Raw genomic sequence first — 15,531 nt, 5'->3', positions numbered from 1 at the left:
GCGCCCGCGACGCAGCCGGCATTCGCCGGTGCGGCCCGATTTTGCGTATGCGCGGACGGGTTCGCGGCAGTCGGCACTACGACGTCGCGTCGCCGGCTTCGTCGCCGGCGGCCACGCGCTCCGACAGGCGTTCGGCGATGCGGCGGCAATATTCGCGCGGCACGAGCATCGGCCCGCCGCGCAGCGATTCGAGCGCCAGTTCGAGCGCCAGCATCTTCGCTTGCAGCCCACAGCGCGTCGCGCGGTCGCCGACCGCGGCGAGCTCGTCCTGCAGGCTATGCAGCGCCCGCAGTTGCTCGACGGCTGGCGGCACGAAACCGGCATTCTTCAGAATACGGTTCGCCACTCGCACTTCCTCGGGGACCAACGGGTCGTCTTCGAAATTGAGCGGCGCACCCGCGCCTGGCAATTCGTCGAATTCACCGCGCGCGGCTGCGGCGGCAATGCGTTGTTCGACTAGCGCATCAAGCAATTTCATTTGCAATCCACTACGTTGCGGCTCGGGCATTCTAACAGCACCTTGCGCATATGTTTCGTCCGTAACATAGACGAGACACTTCAATTTAAGATTTATCTCGTTGGGTAGCGGTTCCGGCGCAGATATGGTTGAAGGTTTTGGGTGTTCCAATATGCAAAGCCAAAACATATTGATGTGCTTCAGATTGCATATTTCCGTCAATTCTGCCGAATCTGCGCGCGACACAAGGCGGCGTGTTTCGGTGCGATCGCGTGTGCGCGCGGTGCTCGGCGCCGTCGTGCTGTCGATGACCTTGTCCGGTTGCGGCACGTTCTGTGGATTCGCCGGCGGCAGCGGCAGCGGTTTCGGCGGCGGATGTTCGACGGGCGTGCGGTTCTAGCACGAAGCCAACGGCCAGCGCGCAAGCGCGATATGGCGAGTGCGGCCGAGCAGGCTGTGCACGAGCACGAAGTCCTGCACGGTCCAGCTAACCGGTTCGTCAAGCCGCTCGACGAACCGACGCGTCGCGTCAACCGGCTCGCGATACGCAAGCGTGATATGCGGCGTGAAAGGCGCTCTCGTCCTGCCCGCGAATCCCGCGCTTTCCAGCGCTTTGCCCAGTGCGAAACGAAACGCCATCAACGCAAGCGCGCCCTCGTGCGCGCGCAGCACGAGCGGCCTTCCTCGAAAATCTTCCGCACGATCGAATGCGACAGCGAACGCCTTCATTCTGACTGTCGATGCCGCACGAATCGCTCTTGCAATCACCGCGTGCGGTAAACCACCGGCGTAGTTGCCGAGATGATGCAAGGTCACGTGGTAGCGATCGGGCCCAAGCGGTACGGGTGCGCTTGTGCCGGGTCGCTTGCCGGGTTGCTTCGCGCAGATGTGATGCGCCATGCATTCGATGCGAGCCGCGCTTCGCGCGTCTGGAAAGAGCGCGAAAAACAGGCCGTCCGTCGGCAACGGCACGGCGTCGAAGCCCGGCAATGAAAGTTGTACGTCAGCCATCGTCGCGTGCTGTTCAGGTTGAGCGCGTTCACACGATAGCGCGTCATGTTTCTGTTAGAAGCGGTTCGGGCAAACCCGCCGTTGTTTTATAAAGACTGGCTGACTAGCATGTCGTCTACCAGCCGCCTTTCAAGGGACGCGAGCGGCATCATCGGAGCGAACGCGACGAGCCATGAGTCTTCTTGAACTCAGAGGCATTTCCAAGCACTTCGGCGCCATCCAGGCGTTGACCGACGTCACGTTCGGTCTGGAGCCCGGCCAGGTCGTCGGCCTGATGGGCGACAACGGGGCCGGCAAATCCACGCTGGTCAAGGTCATCGCGGGCAACTTCCCGCCCTCGCACGGCGAGATACGGATCGACGGCAAGCCGGTGCATTTCAGCAAGCCGGTCGACGCCCGCGCGCAGGGCATCGAAGTCGTCTATCAGGATCTTGCGCTGTGCGACAACCTCACGGCGGCGGCCAATGTGTTTCTCGGCCGCGAACCGCGCATCGGCTTCGGTCCGGTCCGCGTGCTCGATCACGCCGCCATGTACCGGCGCGCCGGCGAACTGTTCAAGGAGCTGAAATCGGAGACGCGTCCGCGCGATCTCGTGCGGCAGATGTCGGGCGGTCAGCGTCAGGCGGTCGCGATCGCGCGCACGCGGCTGTCCGAAGCGCGGCTCGTCATCATGGACGAACCGACCGCGGCGATTAGCGTGCGCCAGGTGGCGGAGGTGCTCGAACTCATCAAACGCCTCGCCGGGCACGGCATCGCCGTGATTCTGATCAGCCACCGGATGCCCGACGTGTTTGCGGTCGCCGACCGCGTGGTCGTGATGCGGCGTGGGCGCAAGGTCGCGGACAAGAACACCGCAGCATCGTCGCCGGAAGAAGTGACCGGCCTCATTACCGGAGCCATCGCTACCGCCTGAAGCACCCGAACCACCCGCACGGGAGACCCGAAATTGAACGATGCGCCGGAAAGGCCCAGCCCAATGCAGACCTTGCTTGACGATCCGCAGTCAGCGAAAACGCATACGCGCTGGTCGGGGCTGCTTGCGAGCCAGGTGTTCTGGGTCGTGCTGGCGACAATCGTCACGTGCATTGTGCTGTCGTTCGCCACGTCGAGCTTCGCGACCTCGCAGAATCTTTTCAACGTCACGCGCAATTTCGCCTTTGTGGCGATCGTCGCGCTCGGCGCGATGGCCGTGATCGTCACAGGCGGCATCGATATTTCGGTGGGCTCAACGATCGGCCTGAGCGGCATCGTGCTGTCGGTCGTGATGAATGCCGGCTATCCGATCTGGGCCGGCATCGGTCTCGCGCTCGCGACAGCCGGCGCCGTCGGGCTCGTAAACGGCGTGCTGATCGCGTATCTGAACATGCAGCCTTTCGTCGTCACGCTCGGCATGCTGAGCGTGGGCCGCAGCCTCGCGCTCGTCATTTCGGGTAGCAGAACGATTTTCGATTTCGGCCCCGACGGCAGCAAGCTCCTCAAACTGGGGGGCGGCTCGACCCTCGGCGTTGCGAATCCGGTGTGGTTTCTCGTGGTGCTCGCCGTGCTGTTCTGGTTCGCGTTCGCCTTCACGCGCTGGGGGCGCTATGTGTTCGCGGTCGGCGGCAACCGTCACGCGGCCAATCTCACCGGCGTGCCGGTGCGCCGCATCCTCTGCTCGGTCTACGTGCTCGGCGGCCTGATGGCGGGCGTCGCCGCCGTGCTCGAAGTCGGCTGGCTCGGCGCCATCACGACAGGCCTCGGTACCGGCGACGAATTGCGCGTGATCGCCGCGACCGTGATCGGCGGCACCAATCTGATGGGCGGCATCGGCAGCGCGTTCGGTACCGTCGTCGGTGCGGCGCTCATCGAAGTCATCCGCAATAGCCTGATCCTGCTTGGCGTCGATTCGTTCTGGCAAGGAACGGTCGTTGGCTCCTTCATTATCGTCGCCGTGCTGTTCAACCGGCTCGGCGGCGAGCGGCAAGACGATTGACAAGTCTTCGTTGCGCGCCGGCCGCGGCCGCGGCCGGCGCCTCGCAAGGCTGTGCGGCCGGTCGATACGCGGAACTGCCGGGCGCAGTTGTTCGCGCATGTGTTCGTGCATGCGTTCGAGTTGTTCGATCGGTGCGATCTGCTGAGCTGTTCGCAACCCAAGACCGCAAGGTTCCGCAGACAGGTAGCGCCCACCATGGGCCTGCCTTGGAAAGCGTGGTGAAAATTGTGCGAAGAGACATGGGCACCGCAGAGCCGGCGCCGAACAGGAGGCAACAATGAAGAAAATGTTGATGTGTCTTGCTGCGATCGGGGGCCTTGCGATGCTGGCCTCGCCTGCTTTCGCAGCCGATAAAACCCTGGCGCTCGTCGTGAAGGGCCTCGACAACCCCTACTTCGACCTCATGCATCAGGGATGCGACCGGGCGAACAAGGAACTCCACAAGCAAGGCTATAACTGCTATTACACCGGCCCTGCGACGGCCGCCGACGAAAGCGCGGAAGTGCAGATCATCGACGACCTGCTGACGAAGGGCGTCGCCGCCATTGCGATTTCGCCATCGAACGCGCCGGCGATTGCCGAAGTAATCCGCCGCCGTAACACGAAGATTCCGATCATCACCGCGGATGCCGATCTGCTGCCGAAGGATGCGTCGTTGCGCAAGAGCTATGTCGGCACCGATAACTACGAGCTCGGGTTCAAGCTCGGCGAACAGTTAAAGCTGCTGATGCCGAAGGGCGGCAACCTCTGCCTCGTGATGGGCAATCCCGCGGCCGAGAACATCAATCAGCGCGCGCAGGGCACGCGCGATGCACTATCCGGCAAGAAGGGAATCTCGAAGCTCGCAGGCGAGAACAACTGGCGCGAGATCAGCGCGTGCCCGCTCTATGTGAACGACGACGCGGCCAAAGCGAACCAGATGATGCAGGACACGCTGACCGCCAACGCGACGGGTCTCGATGCGTTCGTGCTCGAGGGCGGCTGGCCGCTCTTTGCGCCGCAAGCGTATTCGCAGGTCGTGGCGCCGATCATGGACAAGATCGCGAGCGGCAAGTTCGTCATCGTGTCGGCCGATACGCTGGGGCCGGAAATCCAGGCGTTGAAGGACCATAAAGTTAATGTGCTGGTCGGCCAGCGGCCCGAAGAGATGGGCTACCAGGCCGCGATGGTGATGCGCGATCTCGCCGAAGGAAAGTCCGTCAAGCCGGTGATTCATACCGGGCTGGATACGTGTACGTGGAAGAACGCGGATACGTGTCTTAAGCATTGAGGGTTTGCTGCGATCCGTCGCCATGAAGGCTGTGCGAGCCGGGGCCGCTTCTGCAGCCCCGGCTGCCCCGCTGCCCTGTCTGCCGTAGCGGCTGCGAGACCACCGTGCAGCCGCGTCACGCCCGCGTCTCGCATTGGGTTCGCCAGGCGAAGCTTTTCGCGATCGTCGACAGATAGTCTTCGATCGGCATCGACGCGCGCATGTCCATCAGATCCCGGCCGGTCTTGCCGACCAGCGTTCTGAAGCGCCGGCTCCTGCCGGTCGCGAGCGCTTCGATCTCGTCGACGATCAGTTGCGGATCGTCGCGCAGACTTTCGTCGCTCGAGGTCATCCGCGCGTTCACCTTGTCGATCAGCGGATCGTAGTCGCTGATATCCGGATGCGTGTTGAACACCACTTTCTCGATAAAGCGGTTGCCCTTGAAACCGCCGGGCTCGACCAGATGAAGGTCGATATCGAGCGGTTTGAGCTCGTAGTAAAGCCCTTCGATCAAGCCTTCGAGCGCGAACTTCGACATGTTGTACAGCGATCCGGTCGGTATCGCGGTCGTCACACCCATGAACGAACTGATATTGATAAACCGGCCGCCTTTGCGTGCGCGAAAGTGCGGCAAAAACGCGCGAATGACGTTGATCGGTCCGCGTACGTTCACCGCGAACTGCCAGTCGATCGTGCGCTCTTCGGCAAACTCGAGCGGGCCGTACGAGCCCGCGCCCGCATTGTTGACGACGACATCGATCTGGCCGAATGCATCGATTGCCGCTTCAGTCGCCGCGCGCGCCTGAGCCGGGTCGGTCACGTCGAGCTTGAAAAGGCGGATGCGCTCGTGCTTCAACAACTCGGTTTCCCGCTCGGGTTCGCGCATCGTTGCCGCGACGTTCCAGCCCTGCCGTGCGAAGTGGAAGGCAGTGTGGCGTCCCAGACCGCTGCTGGTGCCGGTGATGAAAATCGACTTTGTCATGGGCGCTCCCGTTTGCATATTCCGTCCGGCTGTCGTCATCGGCAACTCGCTTAAAATAATTGACCAATCAATCCAAAATTAGCCACAAAAAGCGCGCATCACGCGATGCGCGCCAATCACCCGAGGCTGCGCAAGGCCATCTGTGCGATGTCCCTCAGCACTTCCTTCGGCGCCCCGCCTCGCGCAGCGATCCTGATGCCCGAAAGCGTTGCGCCGATGAAGTGCGCGGCCGCGCGTTCGTCGATGTCCGCTGCGATCTGGCCGTCCGCTTTCGCCTTCGCGATACACCGCTCGAGCGCCGTGCGCAACGTATGCGCGGCCGTATCGGCGAGTGCCGTGATCTCGGGATCGGAGCGACCGAACTCGCAGACCGCGTGAGTGCCGAGGCACGCCCGTGCAGGCCGGCTCACGAAATCGTTCAACAGCTGTTCAATCCCTTTGCGCGCGGACGTCGAACGGTTGAGGATCTGCAGATGTTCCGCGACGCTCTCGGCTATATAGGTGCGCAAAGCCTCGAGGTACAGGCTGCGCTTGTCGCCGAACGCGTTATACAGGCTCTGCCGGCTCAGATTCATCGCCGTCAGAAGAACGTCGGTCGACGTACCCGAATAGCCATGCTCGGAGAAGGCATCGATAGCCTGCTCCAACGCCTCATCGCGATCGAATTCTCTGGGCCTTGCCATGGGTTTGAAGGATCACCAATATGGACTGAATTGTCAATAATATTCTGGAGCGGCACGCGAGGCAAAGCCACAGTCGGCGCGACTGCTTGCCAGATCGAGCGATTGCAAAAAGGGAGCTGCGAAAAGCGCGCCGGGCTTCGGTGCAACAGTTCTGGATTCAACTGCGCCGCATCGACCAGCATTAACGTGAGTTGACATAGGCTTGCCCTCTCTGGTTATGGCGAAGCCTCAACTATTACATCGATTCTCAAGGCATGTTCAAACCAGGCAGGTTCAATTGAGCCTGCCTGGTATTTGACACCAGCAAGTGATCGACTGTTTAAGTGAGATTTCGCTGACATCGGTGTCGTATTCGCCGCGTTTCTTCATGCAACGGGCGCCGATGCCTTGCCGATCAAGGGTTAGAGATTTATCTCATTCAATCTTATTTTTATCAGAATCACCGAGTGTCACGGCGTAGGCCATGCTGGCCGCCGCCGCGACCAAAGCGGAACGCACGCTGGTTCGTCCCGCCGCTGGTCCTGTTCGGTATGGGCGCGCCGGTCAGTTAAACCGGCGCCCTGTGCCCCGATCGCCCCCGTAGGAGACGGGGGTTCTCTCCCACTCGATCGTAAACTAGAGGCTCAGCCTCAATGCTGGCGAGACTTTCACTGGCACACGAATAGCAATACCACGAGAAATACCATGCAAAAAGAAAGGTAGTCGGCAAGCCAGTACGCGGGCTTGATGCGCGTACCGGTCACGCGCCTCAATGTAGTTCGCTGTCATCGCTCGTCAGCCACGCTGGAATATCGCGCTTTCCGTTAAGCACACGCCAGATTTCGACGTGGGTCTCGCGCTCAATGTAGAAGATCAGATGCGGATAGCGCTCGAGCCGCCAGAACCGCAGGTCCGGTATGTCCAGCTCATAGGCATACCGTGGCGAACCTACGTGGGGGTGTTTTGCCAGACGTCCGTACGCTTTCTCGATCTCCGTGATGAACTCGAGTGCAGCCTGCTCCGAGCCTTCGTCCACGAGGTAATGAGTTACCTCGTGTTCCACATCCTGCTCGGCCATCCGGGTCGGGATGACAGGTTTGCTGCTCATTTACGCGAAGTACGTACGCGTGCGCGCAACGCTTCGAAGTATTTCGCGTCGACGGGGGGCGTGAGGCCGGACGTAGCACCTTGCAGGATCATCACGCGCAGGCGCTTGCGATCCTGGTCCTTGCGGATCAGTTCGCGGACGTACTCGCTGCTCGTGCCGTACCCGCCCTCGCCGACCTGTTCATCGACGTAGTCCTTCAGTGAATCCGGCAGGGAAATGTTCATCGTGCTCATATCCGCAAGCCTATCACGCTTTGGCAAATTTTGCCAAACGGCCTGTACAGTCCACTGATCGTGCACCGGGGAATGACTCAACTCTCATGGCGTAAGTCGCTGAGTCGCCGCCCACTTTTGGGGTGCGATCAGATGGTCCATCTGCTAGACGCCCAATCACTCCCACTCGGTCATCAACAAGACTCGCAAGTCCGCATGGTTAAAGGGATTTGCAGTGATCAACATGGGTCTTTACCGTCGCTTTTACCGTCAGGAAAATGCGCCCTTTTCTGGCGCGGGATTCGGACGATTTGCGGAGCGCCGACCTATCATCAATCAGCCCCAATCATACCGAATAGGCAACAAGACTTCAGGCTCTTCTGCACTGTGCTCTCCAAAGAATTGCCGGTGTTAGCACGAGGCTGGGTTATCAGCTCGTTGGAACGCCGTAACGCTTGAACAGCGCCTCGAAGAAGGCCTTCACATCCTCCTTGGCTGTTGGCACCTGCAGCTCCGCGGCCCCAAAGCGGAAGACTTCATATCCCGCGAGCTTGAGTTCGCGATCACCCCGGACCATCTGCGCATAGCGTTGCACGTCGGCACCCCCTGCGCCGTCCGCGTAGTGGTGCTTTCCGTCCACTTCGATGACGACCCGCACGCCCTGAGGTAGAAGCAACAGGAAGTCCATGCGAAAGCGCAGAAGTGCATCCGGCCCTCGCTCCTTGACCGTGCGTGGATCCCAGTGAAGCCATACTTCCGGCAGCAGTGCTGGCAAGTTCGGTACGGCGCTGCGGAACCCCTCGAAGAAGGCATCGAACAACAAGGTCTGCGGCGGAGAGTTTCGGGGCAAGCTGGCCTTGAGACGCGCGTACAGCGAACGCTTGGCTTGCGTGGCATCAGCGATCTGCTCGGCATCACCCCACCACTGCTGCAGATCGCTCCAGCGCAGTCCATCGTTGCCGATGGGACGGTCATAGACGAGCACCTTATCGGCATTGGTGACGATCTCAACGTCGTTATCCAGCGCATCGCGGAAACGCAGATCGGGCTTGTCGGGTGAGGCAAAGATAAGATTCTTCGGCCGGCCTTTGATCGCCGCGTGCAACGAGACCATCGAGAAGACCGGGTAGCCTCCCTCCGAATCCGTCTCACGCAGCTCGACGCCGCAGTTGCGCAGCGGCTCGTTGACGCAAGCAACGAAGTGACGTTGCGCTGCCTCGTCGGGCCGCACGTCGGCCGAAGCCAGCCCCTCAAGAAACAGCGCGAAGCGCCGATCAGAAGCGTCATAGGCGCCCAACTGGTCGAACAGCGTTTCAGCCGGCCAGTCCTCTGGATTTCGGTGGACGTGCTGCTGAATGTCCGCGCGCAACCCGCTGGGCTTGCCGCCCAGCAAGTTAAGCCAGTCATCAGCATCCAAGATCCACAGCCGATCCAGAAGGTCATCGAACCTGCGAGCATCCCCATACAGCTCTTCGCTGTTGAGTCTTCGAGCGACCTCACGCCGATAACGCTTTGGAATCGGCGGACACCCACTGTCACTCCAGAGAATGTCCTGAATCTGGTTGCGCGTCGTGGCATTGGGTGGATGGCACACCAACAGCTTGCGTGCAACCGCAGGCAGGTCAGCGTCGGCGGCCGCCTCGAAGCTGGAGGTCATGCGGTCACGCTTGGAGCCGTCAGTAGCGGGCACGGGCAACCCCAATTCCTCGCAAAGCGTCGGCAGCATGGTATGCGTGCCGGCGTCCTTTAACGCCATGATGAGCGGAGCCAATAGCGAGCGAAGTTGCGCGTAGTCCATCGGGTACGATTCAAGCTCGAAGCGTCATGGCGTGCAGCAGCGCGTCGATCTGACCGAAGGCATCCTGCTGCCACTGCTCGGGCGTACGATCACCCAGCGCATGCGTGTCTTCGACGAAACGCCTCACACAGGTCGGCCCGTATCCCTCGAAGGTGTCGAACTTCTCGGCGATGTAGCGGAAGCCACGTTCGCCGCTTGGATGCCCCAGGAGCGACTGACATTCCCGTGCCAGCGCATCGATCCCCTCGGGGTAGTTCCGCACGCAGTAATAGATGTCGTAGGCAGCTTCGAGTAGTCGGAAGGAAGCTGGCCGAGTTCTTCGGACTTCGATACGCGATCGACGTTGTAAAGCTCGCTCGCATCGGTGTTGCCGCGCGAGTGCTTCGGCTGCAACGACCACATCGTTGCGCCGAGCACCGCAATGCCGAGGCCACCGGCCAGCAGCGCCAGCGTGCGGCGGTTGAGGCGCGTTACCGGGCGCGGCTGCGCCCGCAGTGTCACATTCTCCGGCGCGACCTTCGGCGCGGCATCGGGGATCGGCACGTCGGGGGTGTTGTCCTGGCTCATGGTCAGTTCCCCCGCGTGCCGTCCGTGCGCTCGATACGCACCACATCGCCCTTGTCACCGCCCAGGCGTAGTTCGGCCGCGCCGAACAGCCGATCCACTGTGTAATACGGCGAGCGGAAACGGTAGTTGACGAGCTGGCCATCACCCTGCGCGCCGATGACGAACAGCGGCGGCAGGTCGCCCTGGGCGATGCCGGGCGGAAACTCGATATAGACCTTCTCGCCATCATCGAAGGCGCGCAGCGGCTTCCACGGCGGATTGCTGCCGCTGATCGCGTAGCGGAAGCGGATCTTCTCCAGCGACAGGCCGGTATCGACGGGTGCCGCCGCCTGCGCGGCTTGATCCTGCCGCTGCAAGGCCAGTATCTGGTCTTTCGGATACTCCCACGACACCGACGCCATCCATGCCTTGTCGGTCGAGGTCAGACCGATCCGGCCTTAACTCGTTGCGATCGTCACAGCCTGTCGGAGATATTTTTCACCGGTGAGCTGATCCAGCATGAACGCCGCGGTATCGGCGCGTGAGATGCTGCGCGCCTTGCTGCTGGTTTGTCGGGTAAAGACCCTGACCTTGCCGATCGGCTGGTCATTGGTCAGAACAGCCGGGCGGACCACGACCCAATCGATGTTGGTGCGCGCAAGTTCGCGCTCCATCTGTTCCTTGTCCTTCACGGCACCGCGCAGGAAGGTCGGCGCGAAGATGTACCGAAAATAGAAGTGAGCGTGCTTGCCGCTGTCGCCAACGCCCATCGTCGTGGCGACAATCAGACGACGAACGCCATGATCGCGGAGCGCTTTATTGATCGCGCGGCCGGCGACGGGTTCCAGGCCAGTACGCGCCCAGGGGGTTTGCGTACCGATCGTGTTGAACACCGCATCCTGTCCAGCGACTGCCATAGATATTGCCTTTTCATCGCGAGCGTCGCCGACGACGACACGGACATTGGCCCGGTCATACTGGCGGGGATTTCGCACGAACGCGGTCACTTCATGTCCACGAGCCACGGCCTGCTCGACGATCTGTCGGCCGGTCCCAGCGCCCGCACCTATCACCAAGATTTTCATGCCGACCTCGAACCTTCGCCCTTCAGCCGCAACAGCTCCTCGGCGTTGCGGAAGGCAATTTTCTCGCGGTCGTCGTCGGAGACAGGCAGCGATTCGATGAACGCGCGCGTGCCGTCGAGCGTGAGATAGGGATAGTCGTTAGACCAGATAATGCGATCCGCCCCCAGCACCTCGTGGATGAACTTGAAATGCGGCAAGTCGAACATGCCGCTCGGCGTCACCCAGATTTGCGCTCGATAGGTTTCGCTGATCGTCCGGGAGAGTCCGGTGATTGCCTTCGGCAGCAGGTCGTCCAGGCGCGCCAGATAGAAGGGGACCATTTCGCCCCAGTGGCCGCTGATGACTCGAAGCTCTGGATAGGTGTCGAACGCACCCGACAGGATCAACCGCAGCGTCTGGATGCCCGCTTCGTGATGCCAGCCCCAACCGGCGACCGCGAACTGCGCGGAGACGTGGGGCGCGAAGCCGTCGTAGTAGGCCGCCTTGGCGGCCGGCAACGGTACGCCGGGGTGGACATAGAGAGGCACACGCAGGTCGTTCAACCGCTTCAGCACCGGCGCATAGCGCGGATCGTCAAGGAAGACGTTGCTGGGTCGCCCCATGAGCAAGGCGCCCTTGAAGCCGAGTTCCTCGACACTGCGGGTCAGTTCGTCGGCGGCGGCTTGCGGGTGCTGCCAGGGCAGCGTGGCGAAGCCGGCGAAGCGGTCGGGATGCGCGCCGACGGATGCGGCCAGCCTGTCGTTGGCCTCGCGCGCGACCCCAATCGCAAGCTCCGCCGGAACGAGCTGAGTCGGCTGGCCAAGAGAAATGACCTGCATCGCGATCCCATGCTCGTCCATCGCCTTCAGCCGAAGCGCGCCGATCTCGCTGGCGAGGGGAACGGCCTGCGCCATCGCCACCTGACCTGGCCGGTTCGGGTTGTGGGGCACAAAAGCGACCTGCTCGGACTGGCACAGCGCCATGTACGGCGCATCCCTCATCATGGCCGGCATAGCGGCCTCGGCGATGCCCGGGTCGTTGGCGTGTTCTTCGATGCAGATGATCTTCAACATGAGTCTCTCTTCGACGCCGAGTGCTGCCGTTCAAGGGTGTCTGGACGTCGCGCTCGTCTTCAAATGTGGCGGGTGTAGGCGTCACGCGCGGCGCGCGCGCATTCGCCGTCTTGGTCATCCGTAGCGCCGGCAGATCCGATGCCGCTGCACCCTATTCCGGCGAGCAACTGGTTGTTTTCGTCGCGTAGCACGGTCACGCTGCCCATCGGCAACACCGCCCGCCCCTGCATGAGCGACAAGGCGGAGATCATTGCGGGCGGTATCTGCTGCAGTGCCGGTCCCTCCTGGCGTAGAAGCGCGCCGGTAAAGGCCTTCGCCTGCGCCGCGTCGATCGACAGCCAGTGCGTTCCGTCCATCCGACCAAAGGCGAGAAGACGCCCGTCCGGGTCGACGATGGCGGTGGACACGGCCATGCCGAGTTCGTGCGCACGCCGGTGGCTGGCGCCGATCATCCGCATAGCGCTCTCATGGTCTAGGGACATGGTGCGTCTCTTCGTTAGGGTGTGGTATTGGGTAGGCGCGATCAGCCGGCGAAGCGGGCGGACAGGCCGCCGTCGACGTTCCAGATTTCGCCGGTTACGAGACTGGCGCGCGGAGAGGCGAGACAGCCGACGACGTAGGCGACTTCCTCGGGTTCTCCGATGCGGCCAAGCGGATGGACGGAGTTCAGCCGCTCCCAGGCCGTTGCGGGATCTGGTCTGGAATCCATCATCGAAACGATGGGAGGGGTGCGGACGTAACCGGGACACACCGCGTTGACGCGAATGTTCTCTTCGGCGAGGTCGAGCGCGAGGGAGCGAGTCAACCCGAGCAGCCCGGATTTGGCCGCCGCGTAGGGGAACATGCCCTTGCGGGTCAGGTGGGCGTGAATCGAGGAGATGTTGATGATCGATCCGCCTCCGCGCGCGCGCATTTGCGGCAGCGCGTGTTTGGTGCACAGCCACGAGGCCTTGAGGTCGATCGCAAAGAAGGCGTCCCACGCCTCTTCGGTCAGGGTCGCCGCATCTCCGGCGATGCCGATGCCTGCATTGTTTACGAGCACTTCAACGGGTCCTAGGGCTGCGGAAACGGCCAACATCGCCTGCACGATTTCGGCTTCTTTTGCGACGTCGCAATGAACGTAGATGTGTCCCGGCCCGAGCATTTCCTGCGCTTGACGGCCGACCTCGTCGTTGCGGGCAAGCATCGCGACAGGCCAGCCATTGGCGGCGAGTTCGCGCGCGATAGCCAAACCGATGCCTGCGTTGCCGCCGGTCACGACGGCTGCGCCCTTGGCACCAGTGACCGTGGCGTTGGAGGAGATGTTCATCACAGGTCGCATCCTTGTTGATGACGACAAGACGGTCCTCTCCCGAGCTCACCTACTGGCGAGCCCGCGAGAAGGTTGCGCATTGGCCGTGGTTACGCGGCGCCCGGAGCCGGGAAGTTGGTCGAGCCGGCTTCATCCTTCTGAGCCTCGACCGAAGCCAGCCGCTCCGTCAGGGCCTTGGTAATGATCCCGTATGCGTCACTGCCCAGAACGATGCGCTTCGGCGCGGGCTCTTGATCGACGCTGGCGATGATCTTGGCCGACATCTTTGCCGGGTCGCCAGGCGCGGGACGCGAGGTGTCCTTGATCATCACGTGGACGAACGCCGCCGGCGTGCCCTTGTAAGCTTCCATCTGCTCACCGAGTTGGACACTGCCGCCGCGAAAATTGGTGCGCGCACCGCCCGGTTCGATGATGGTGACCCCGATCTTGAAGGGGGCGAGTTCTTGGCCGATTGAGTCGAGAAAGCCTTCCAAGCCCCACTTGCCCGCGTGATAGAGCGATCCACCCGGCAGGGTCGCTTGCCCGCCAAAAGTCGACAGACCGATGATCCGGCCACCGCCTTGCGCCCGCAGGTAAGGCAGGGCCGCGCGGATCAGCATGATAGGGCCGACCAGGTTGGTGTTGAGCTGCTGGACAATCTGATCGTCGCTGAGCTCCTCTGCCGCGCCAAACAAGCCGTAGCCAGCGTTGCTGACGATGACGTCGATCTTGCCGAGATCGGCGAAGGCCTTGGCCACGACCTTCTGAACTTCGGGCGTGTCGGTCACGTCCAGATGACTCAGCCACAGCAGGTCGCCGTACTTCGCCTTGAGGTCGTTCATGGAGTCCATTTGGCGAACGGTGCCGGCCACGCGATCGCCCCGCGCGAGGAGTTGCTCCGTCATATGCCGGCCGAAGCCGCTGTTCACGCCAGTGATGAGCCAAGTTCTTTGTGTCATGTGAATTTCCATGGGATAAAAGTCGAGGTCCGCGAACGGTTGACAGATGATAAGATGAGGGTTCAAGACTTTGAATGCGTATGAGTCTTGATTTTTTGCTCTAAAATCCAGTTTCACCCAGACGCCTCGCATACTTCCGCCATGATTCGCAATGACTGACGATCCCTTTTCTGACGTCCTCAACCTGATCAGCGCCAAATCCGTCGTTTCCGGCAGCCTGGTCGCGGGCGGTGCGTGGGCGATTCGCTTTCCCGCTTCGGACCTCATCAACTTCTGGGGCATCGCGCGAGGCGACTGCTGGTGTCTTACGGAAGACGCTGACGCGCCTCTGCACCTTCAGGCTGGCGATTTTCTTTTGCGCACCACGTCTCGGCCGGCGGTGCTGGCAACGGATCTGAAAGCGACGCCGGTCGATTTTCAGGAGGTGTTCGCTGCTGGCATCGGAGGCAGACTGCAGCACGGTACCGGTGATCAGTTTTTTATGATCGGTGGCAAGGTGGAACTCGACGCAACGCACGGAGCAACGTTCCTCGACTCCTTGCCGCCGTCGATTCACATTCGCCATGGATCGACTCATGCGACGGTATTGCAATGGCTGCTCGCGCAGCTTGTGCGAGAGCGAACAGAAGGATTGCCAGGTGTCGCAGCCGCATCGGCACAGATCGCCCACTTGATGTTCATTCAGATTCTTCGCGCACATCTGGACTTGGGCGCAACGCTCGAACCGGGCTGGTTGCGATTGGTGGGCAACCGGCGTCTGGCACCCGCGCTCAGATTGCTTCACAGCGAGCCGGCCCGGGCTTGGGGACTGGAGGAACTTGCTCGTGAGTGCGGCATGTCTCGTGCGACGTTTGCCGTCCATTTCAAAACGAACGCTGGAATCACGCCGCTCGCGTACTTGACGCAGTGGCGGATGCGCCTGGCCGAACGCGCATTGCTCAACGGTGACGACGCGATTTCATCGCTCGGCTACTCCTTGGGATACGCCTCGGAAAGCGCATTCAGCAATGCATTCAAACGGTTTGTCGGCGAGGCTCCCGCGCGCTACCGCGCTAACGCGCGAGTTCGCCAAGCTGCGGTTCAGCGCATCGCACCTTGAAATTAGGTTCCATCAAACTGCTGCTGGGTTTGATTGCATGAACGAGAC

The 15,531-nt window shown here is 61.8% G+C and carries 17 protein-coding genes and 3 pseudogenes; 5 read left to right on the top strand and 15 right to left on the bottom strand.

What is annotated here, in order from left to right; all coding sequences use genetic code 11:
• Positions 1 to 76 precede the first annotated feature (76 nt).
• Positions 77 to 478, bottom strand: coding sequence for a DnaJ family domain-containing protein (locus ACYPXD_RS14710; RefSeq protein ID WP_459712442.1), 402 nt, complete (start codon positions 476 to 478; stop codon positions 77 to 79).
• Between the two features lie 241 nt (positions 479 to 719).
• Here ACYPXD_RS14710 and ACYPXD_RS14705 point away from each other — a divergent pair, with 241 nt between their 5' ends.
• Positions 720 to 857, top strand: a complete 138-nt coding sequence (locus tag ACYPXD_RS14705) for a hypothetical protein (protein WP_459712440.1) — start codon at positions 720 to 722, stop codon at positions 855 to 857.
• On the opposite strand, the gene ACYPXD_RS14700 is transcribed toward ACYPXD_RS14705, so the two are convergent.
• Entirely contained in the window at positions 854 to 1,468 is a 615-nt protein-coding gene (locus ACYPXD_RS14700; RefSeq protein WP_459712437.1) for a 2'-5' RNA ligase family protein, read from the bottom strand. The genes ACYPXD_RS14705 and ACYPXD_RS14700 overlap by 4 nt on opposite strands.
• A 172-nt stretch (positions 1,469 to 1,640) precedes the next feature.
• Here ACYPXD_RS14700 and ACYPXD_RS14695 point away from each other — a divergent pair, with 172 nt between their 5' ends.
• From ACYPXD_RS14695 to ACYPXD_RS14685, 3 genes are all read left to right on the top strand, one after another.
• A complete protein-coding gene (locus ACYPXD_RS14695; RefSeq protein ID WP_459712434.1) occupies positions 1,641 to 2,381 on the top strand; it encodes an ATP-binding cassette domain-containing protein in 741 nt (246 codons plus the stop codon).
• A 63-nt stretch (positions 2,382 to 2,444) separates the two neighbouring features.
• Positions 2,445 to 3,440: an ABC transporter permease gene (locus ACYPXD_RS14690; RefSeq protein WP_459712432.1), complete on the top strand. Its 996-nt coding sequence runs from the start codon at positions 2,445 to 2,447 to the stop codon at positions 3,438 to 3,440.
• A gap of 277 nt (positions 3,441 to 3,717) precedes the next feature.
• Complete coding sequence (locus tag ACYPXD_RS14685) at positions 3,718 to 4,710, top strand: sugar-binding protein (RefSeq protein WP_459712430.1); 993 nt, start codon at positions 3,718 to 3,720, stop codon at positions 4,708 to 4,710.
• Between the two features lie 115 nt (positions 4,711 to 4,825).
• On the opposite strand, the gene ACYPXD_RS14680 is transcribed toward ACYPXD_RS14685, so the two are convergent.
• The 13 genes and pseudogenes from ACYPXD_RS14680 to ACYPXD_RS14620 form a co-directional block, all read right to left on the bottom strand.
• Positions 4,826 to 5,671 (bottom strand): SDR family oxidoreductase, encoded by an 846-nt coding sequence (locus ACYPXD_RS14680; RefSeq protein ID WP_459712428.1) that lies wholly within the window; start codon positions 5,669 to 5,671, stop codon positions 4,826 to 4,828.
• Positions 5,672 to 5,787: 116 nt separating this feature from the next.
• Positions 5,788 to 6,354 carry a TetR/AcrR family transcriptional regulator gene (locus ACYPXD_RS14675; RefSeq protein ID WP_459712426.1) on the bottom strand — a complete coding sequence of 189 codons (567 nt, stop codon included), beginning with the start codon at positions 6,352 to 6,354 and terminating at the stop codon, positions 5,788 to 5,790.
• Between the two features lie 748 nt (positions 6,355 to 7,102).
• Positions 7,103 to 7,441, bottom strand: a complete 339-nt coding sequence (locus tag ACYPXD_RS14670; RefSeq protein ID WP_459712424.1) for a type II toxin-antitoxin system RelE/ParE family toxin — start codon at positions 7,439 to 7,441, stop codon at positions 7,103 to 7,105.
• Positions 7,438 to 7,674, bottom strand: a complete 237-nt coding sequence (locus ACYPXD_RS14665) for a type II toxin-antitoxin system ParD family antitoxin (RefSeq protein ID WP_459712422.1) — start codon at positions 7,672 to 7,674, stop codon at positions 7,438 to 7,440. The genes ACYPXD_RS14670 and ACYPXD_RS14665 overlap by 4 nt, the downstream gene beginning before the upstream one ends.
• Positions 7,675 to 8,083: 409 nt before the next feature.
• Positions 8,084 to 9,451, bottom strand: coding sequence for an AbiJ-related protein (locus tag ACYPXD_RS14660; protein WP_459712420.1), 1,368 nt, complete (start codon positions 9,449 to 9,451; stop codon positions 8,084 to 8,086).
• 10 nt (positions 9,452 to 9,461) lie between these two features.
• A pseudogene (locus ACYPXD_RS14655) lies at positions 9,462 to 9,734 on the bottom strand (hypothetical protein); the annotation flags it as partial.
• Positions 9,731 to 10,018 (bottom strand): annotated as a pseudogene (locus ACYPXD_RS14650) (TrbI/VirB10 family protein); the annotation flags it as partial. The pseudogenes ACYPXD_RS14655 and ACYPXD_RS14650, both read right to left, overlap by 4 nt.
• 2 nt (positions 10,019 to 10,020) lie before the next feature.
• Positions 10,021 to 10,443: pseudogene (locus ACYPXD_RS14645) on the bottom strand (TrbG/VirB9 family P-type conjugative transfer protein); the annotation flags it as partial.
• Positions 10,444 to 10,455: 12 nt separating this feature from the next.
• Entirely contained in the window at positions 10,456 to 11,082 is a 627-nt protein-coding gene (locus tag ACYPXD_RS14640; protein ID WP_459712418.1) for an NAD(P)-dependent oxidoreductase, read from the bottom strand.
• Entirely contained in the window at positions 11,079 to 12,134 is a 1,056-nt protein-coding gene (locus ACYPXD_RS14635; RefSeq protein ID WP_459712416.1) for an amidohydrolase family protein, read from the bottom strand. Before ACYPXD_RS14635 ends, ACYPXD_RS14640 begins: the two co-directional genes overlap by 4 nt.
• A gap of 59 nt (positions 12,135 to 12,193) precedes the next feature.
• On the bottom strand, positions 12,194 to 12,616 hold the full coding sequence (locus ACYPXD_RS14630; RefSeq protein ID WP_459712414.1) for a GlcG/HbpS family heme-binding protein: 423 nt from the start codon (positions 12,614 to 12,616) through the stop codon (positions 12,194 to 12,196).
• A gap of 41 nt (positions 12,617 to 12,657) precedes the next feature.
• On the bottom strand, positions 12,658 to 13,443 hold the full coding sequence (locus ACYPXD_RS14625) for an SDR family NAD(P)-dependent oxidoreductase (protein ID WP_459712412.1): 786 nt from the start codon (positions 13,441 to 13,443) through the stop codon (positions 12,658 to 12,660).
• 92 nt (positions 13,444 to 13,535) lie between these two features.
• Entirely contained in the window at positions 13,536 to 14,384 is an 849-nt protein-coding gene (locus ACYPXD_RS14620) for an SDR family oxidoreductase (protein WP_459712410.1), read from the bottom strand.
• Between the two features lie 151 nt (positions 14,385 to 14,535).
• On the opposite strand from ACYPXD_RS14620, the gene ACYPXD_RS14615 reads away from it, so the two are divergent.
• Positions 14,536 to 15,483 carry an AraC family transcriptional regulator gene (locus tag ACYPXD_RS14615; protein WP_459712408.1) on the top strand — a complete coding sequence of 316 codons (948 nt, stop codon included), beginning with the start codon at positions 14,536 to 14,538 and terminating at the stop codon, positions 15,481 to 15,483.
• The last annotated feature ends 48 nt before the right edge of the window (positions 15,484 to 15,531 follow it).

It is taken from the genome of Paraburkholderia sp. 2C (assembly GCF_054589215.1).
Note: the sequence above shows the minus strand (reverse complement) of the source record. Positions and strands in the feature narration are given on the sequence as shown.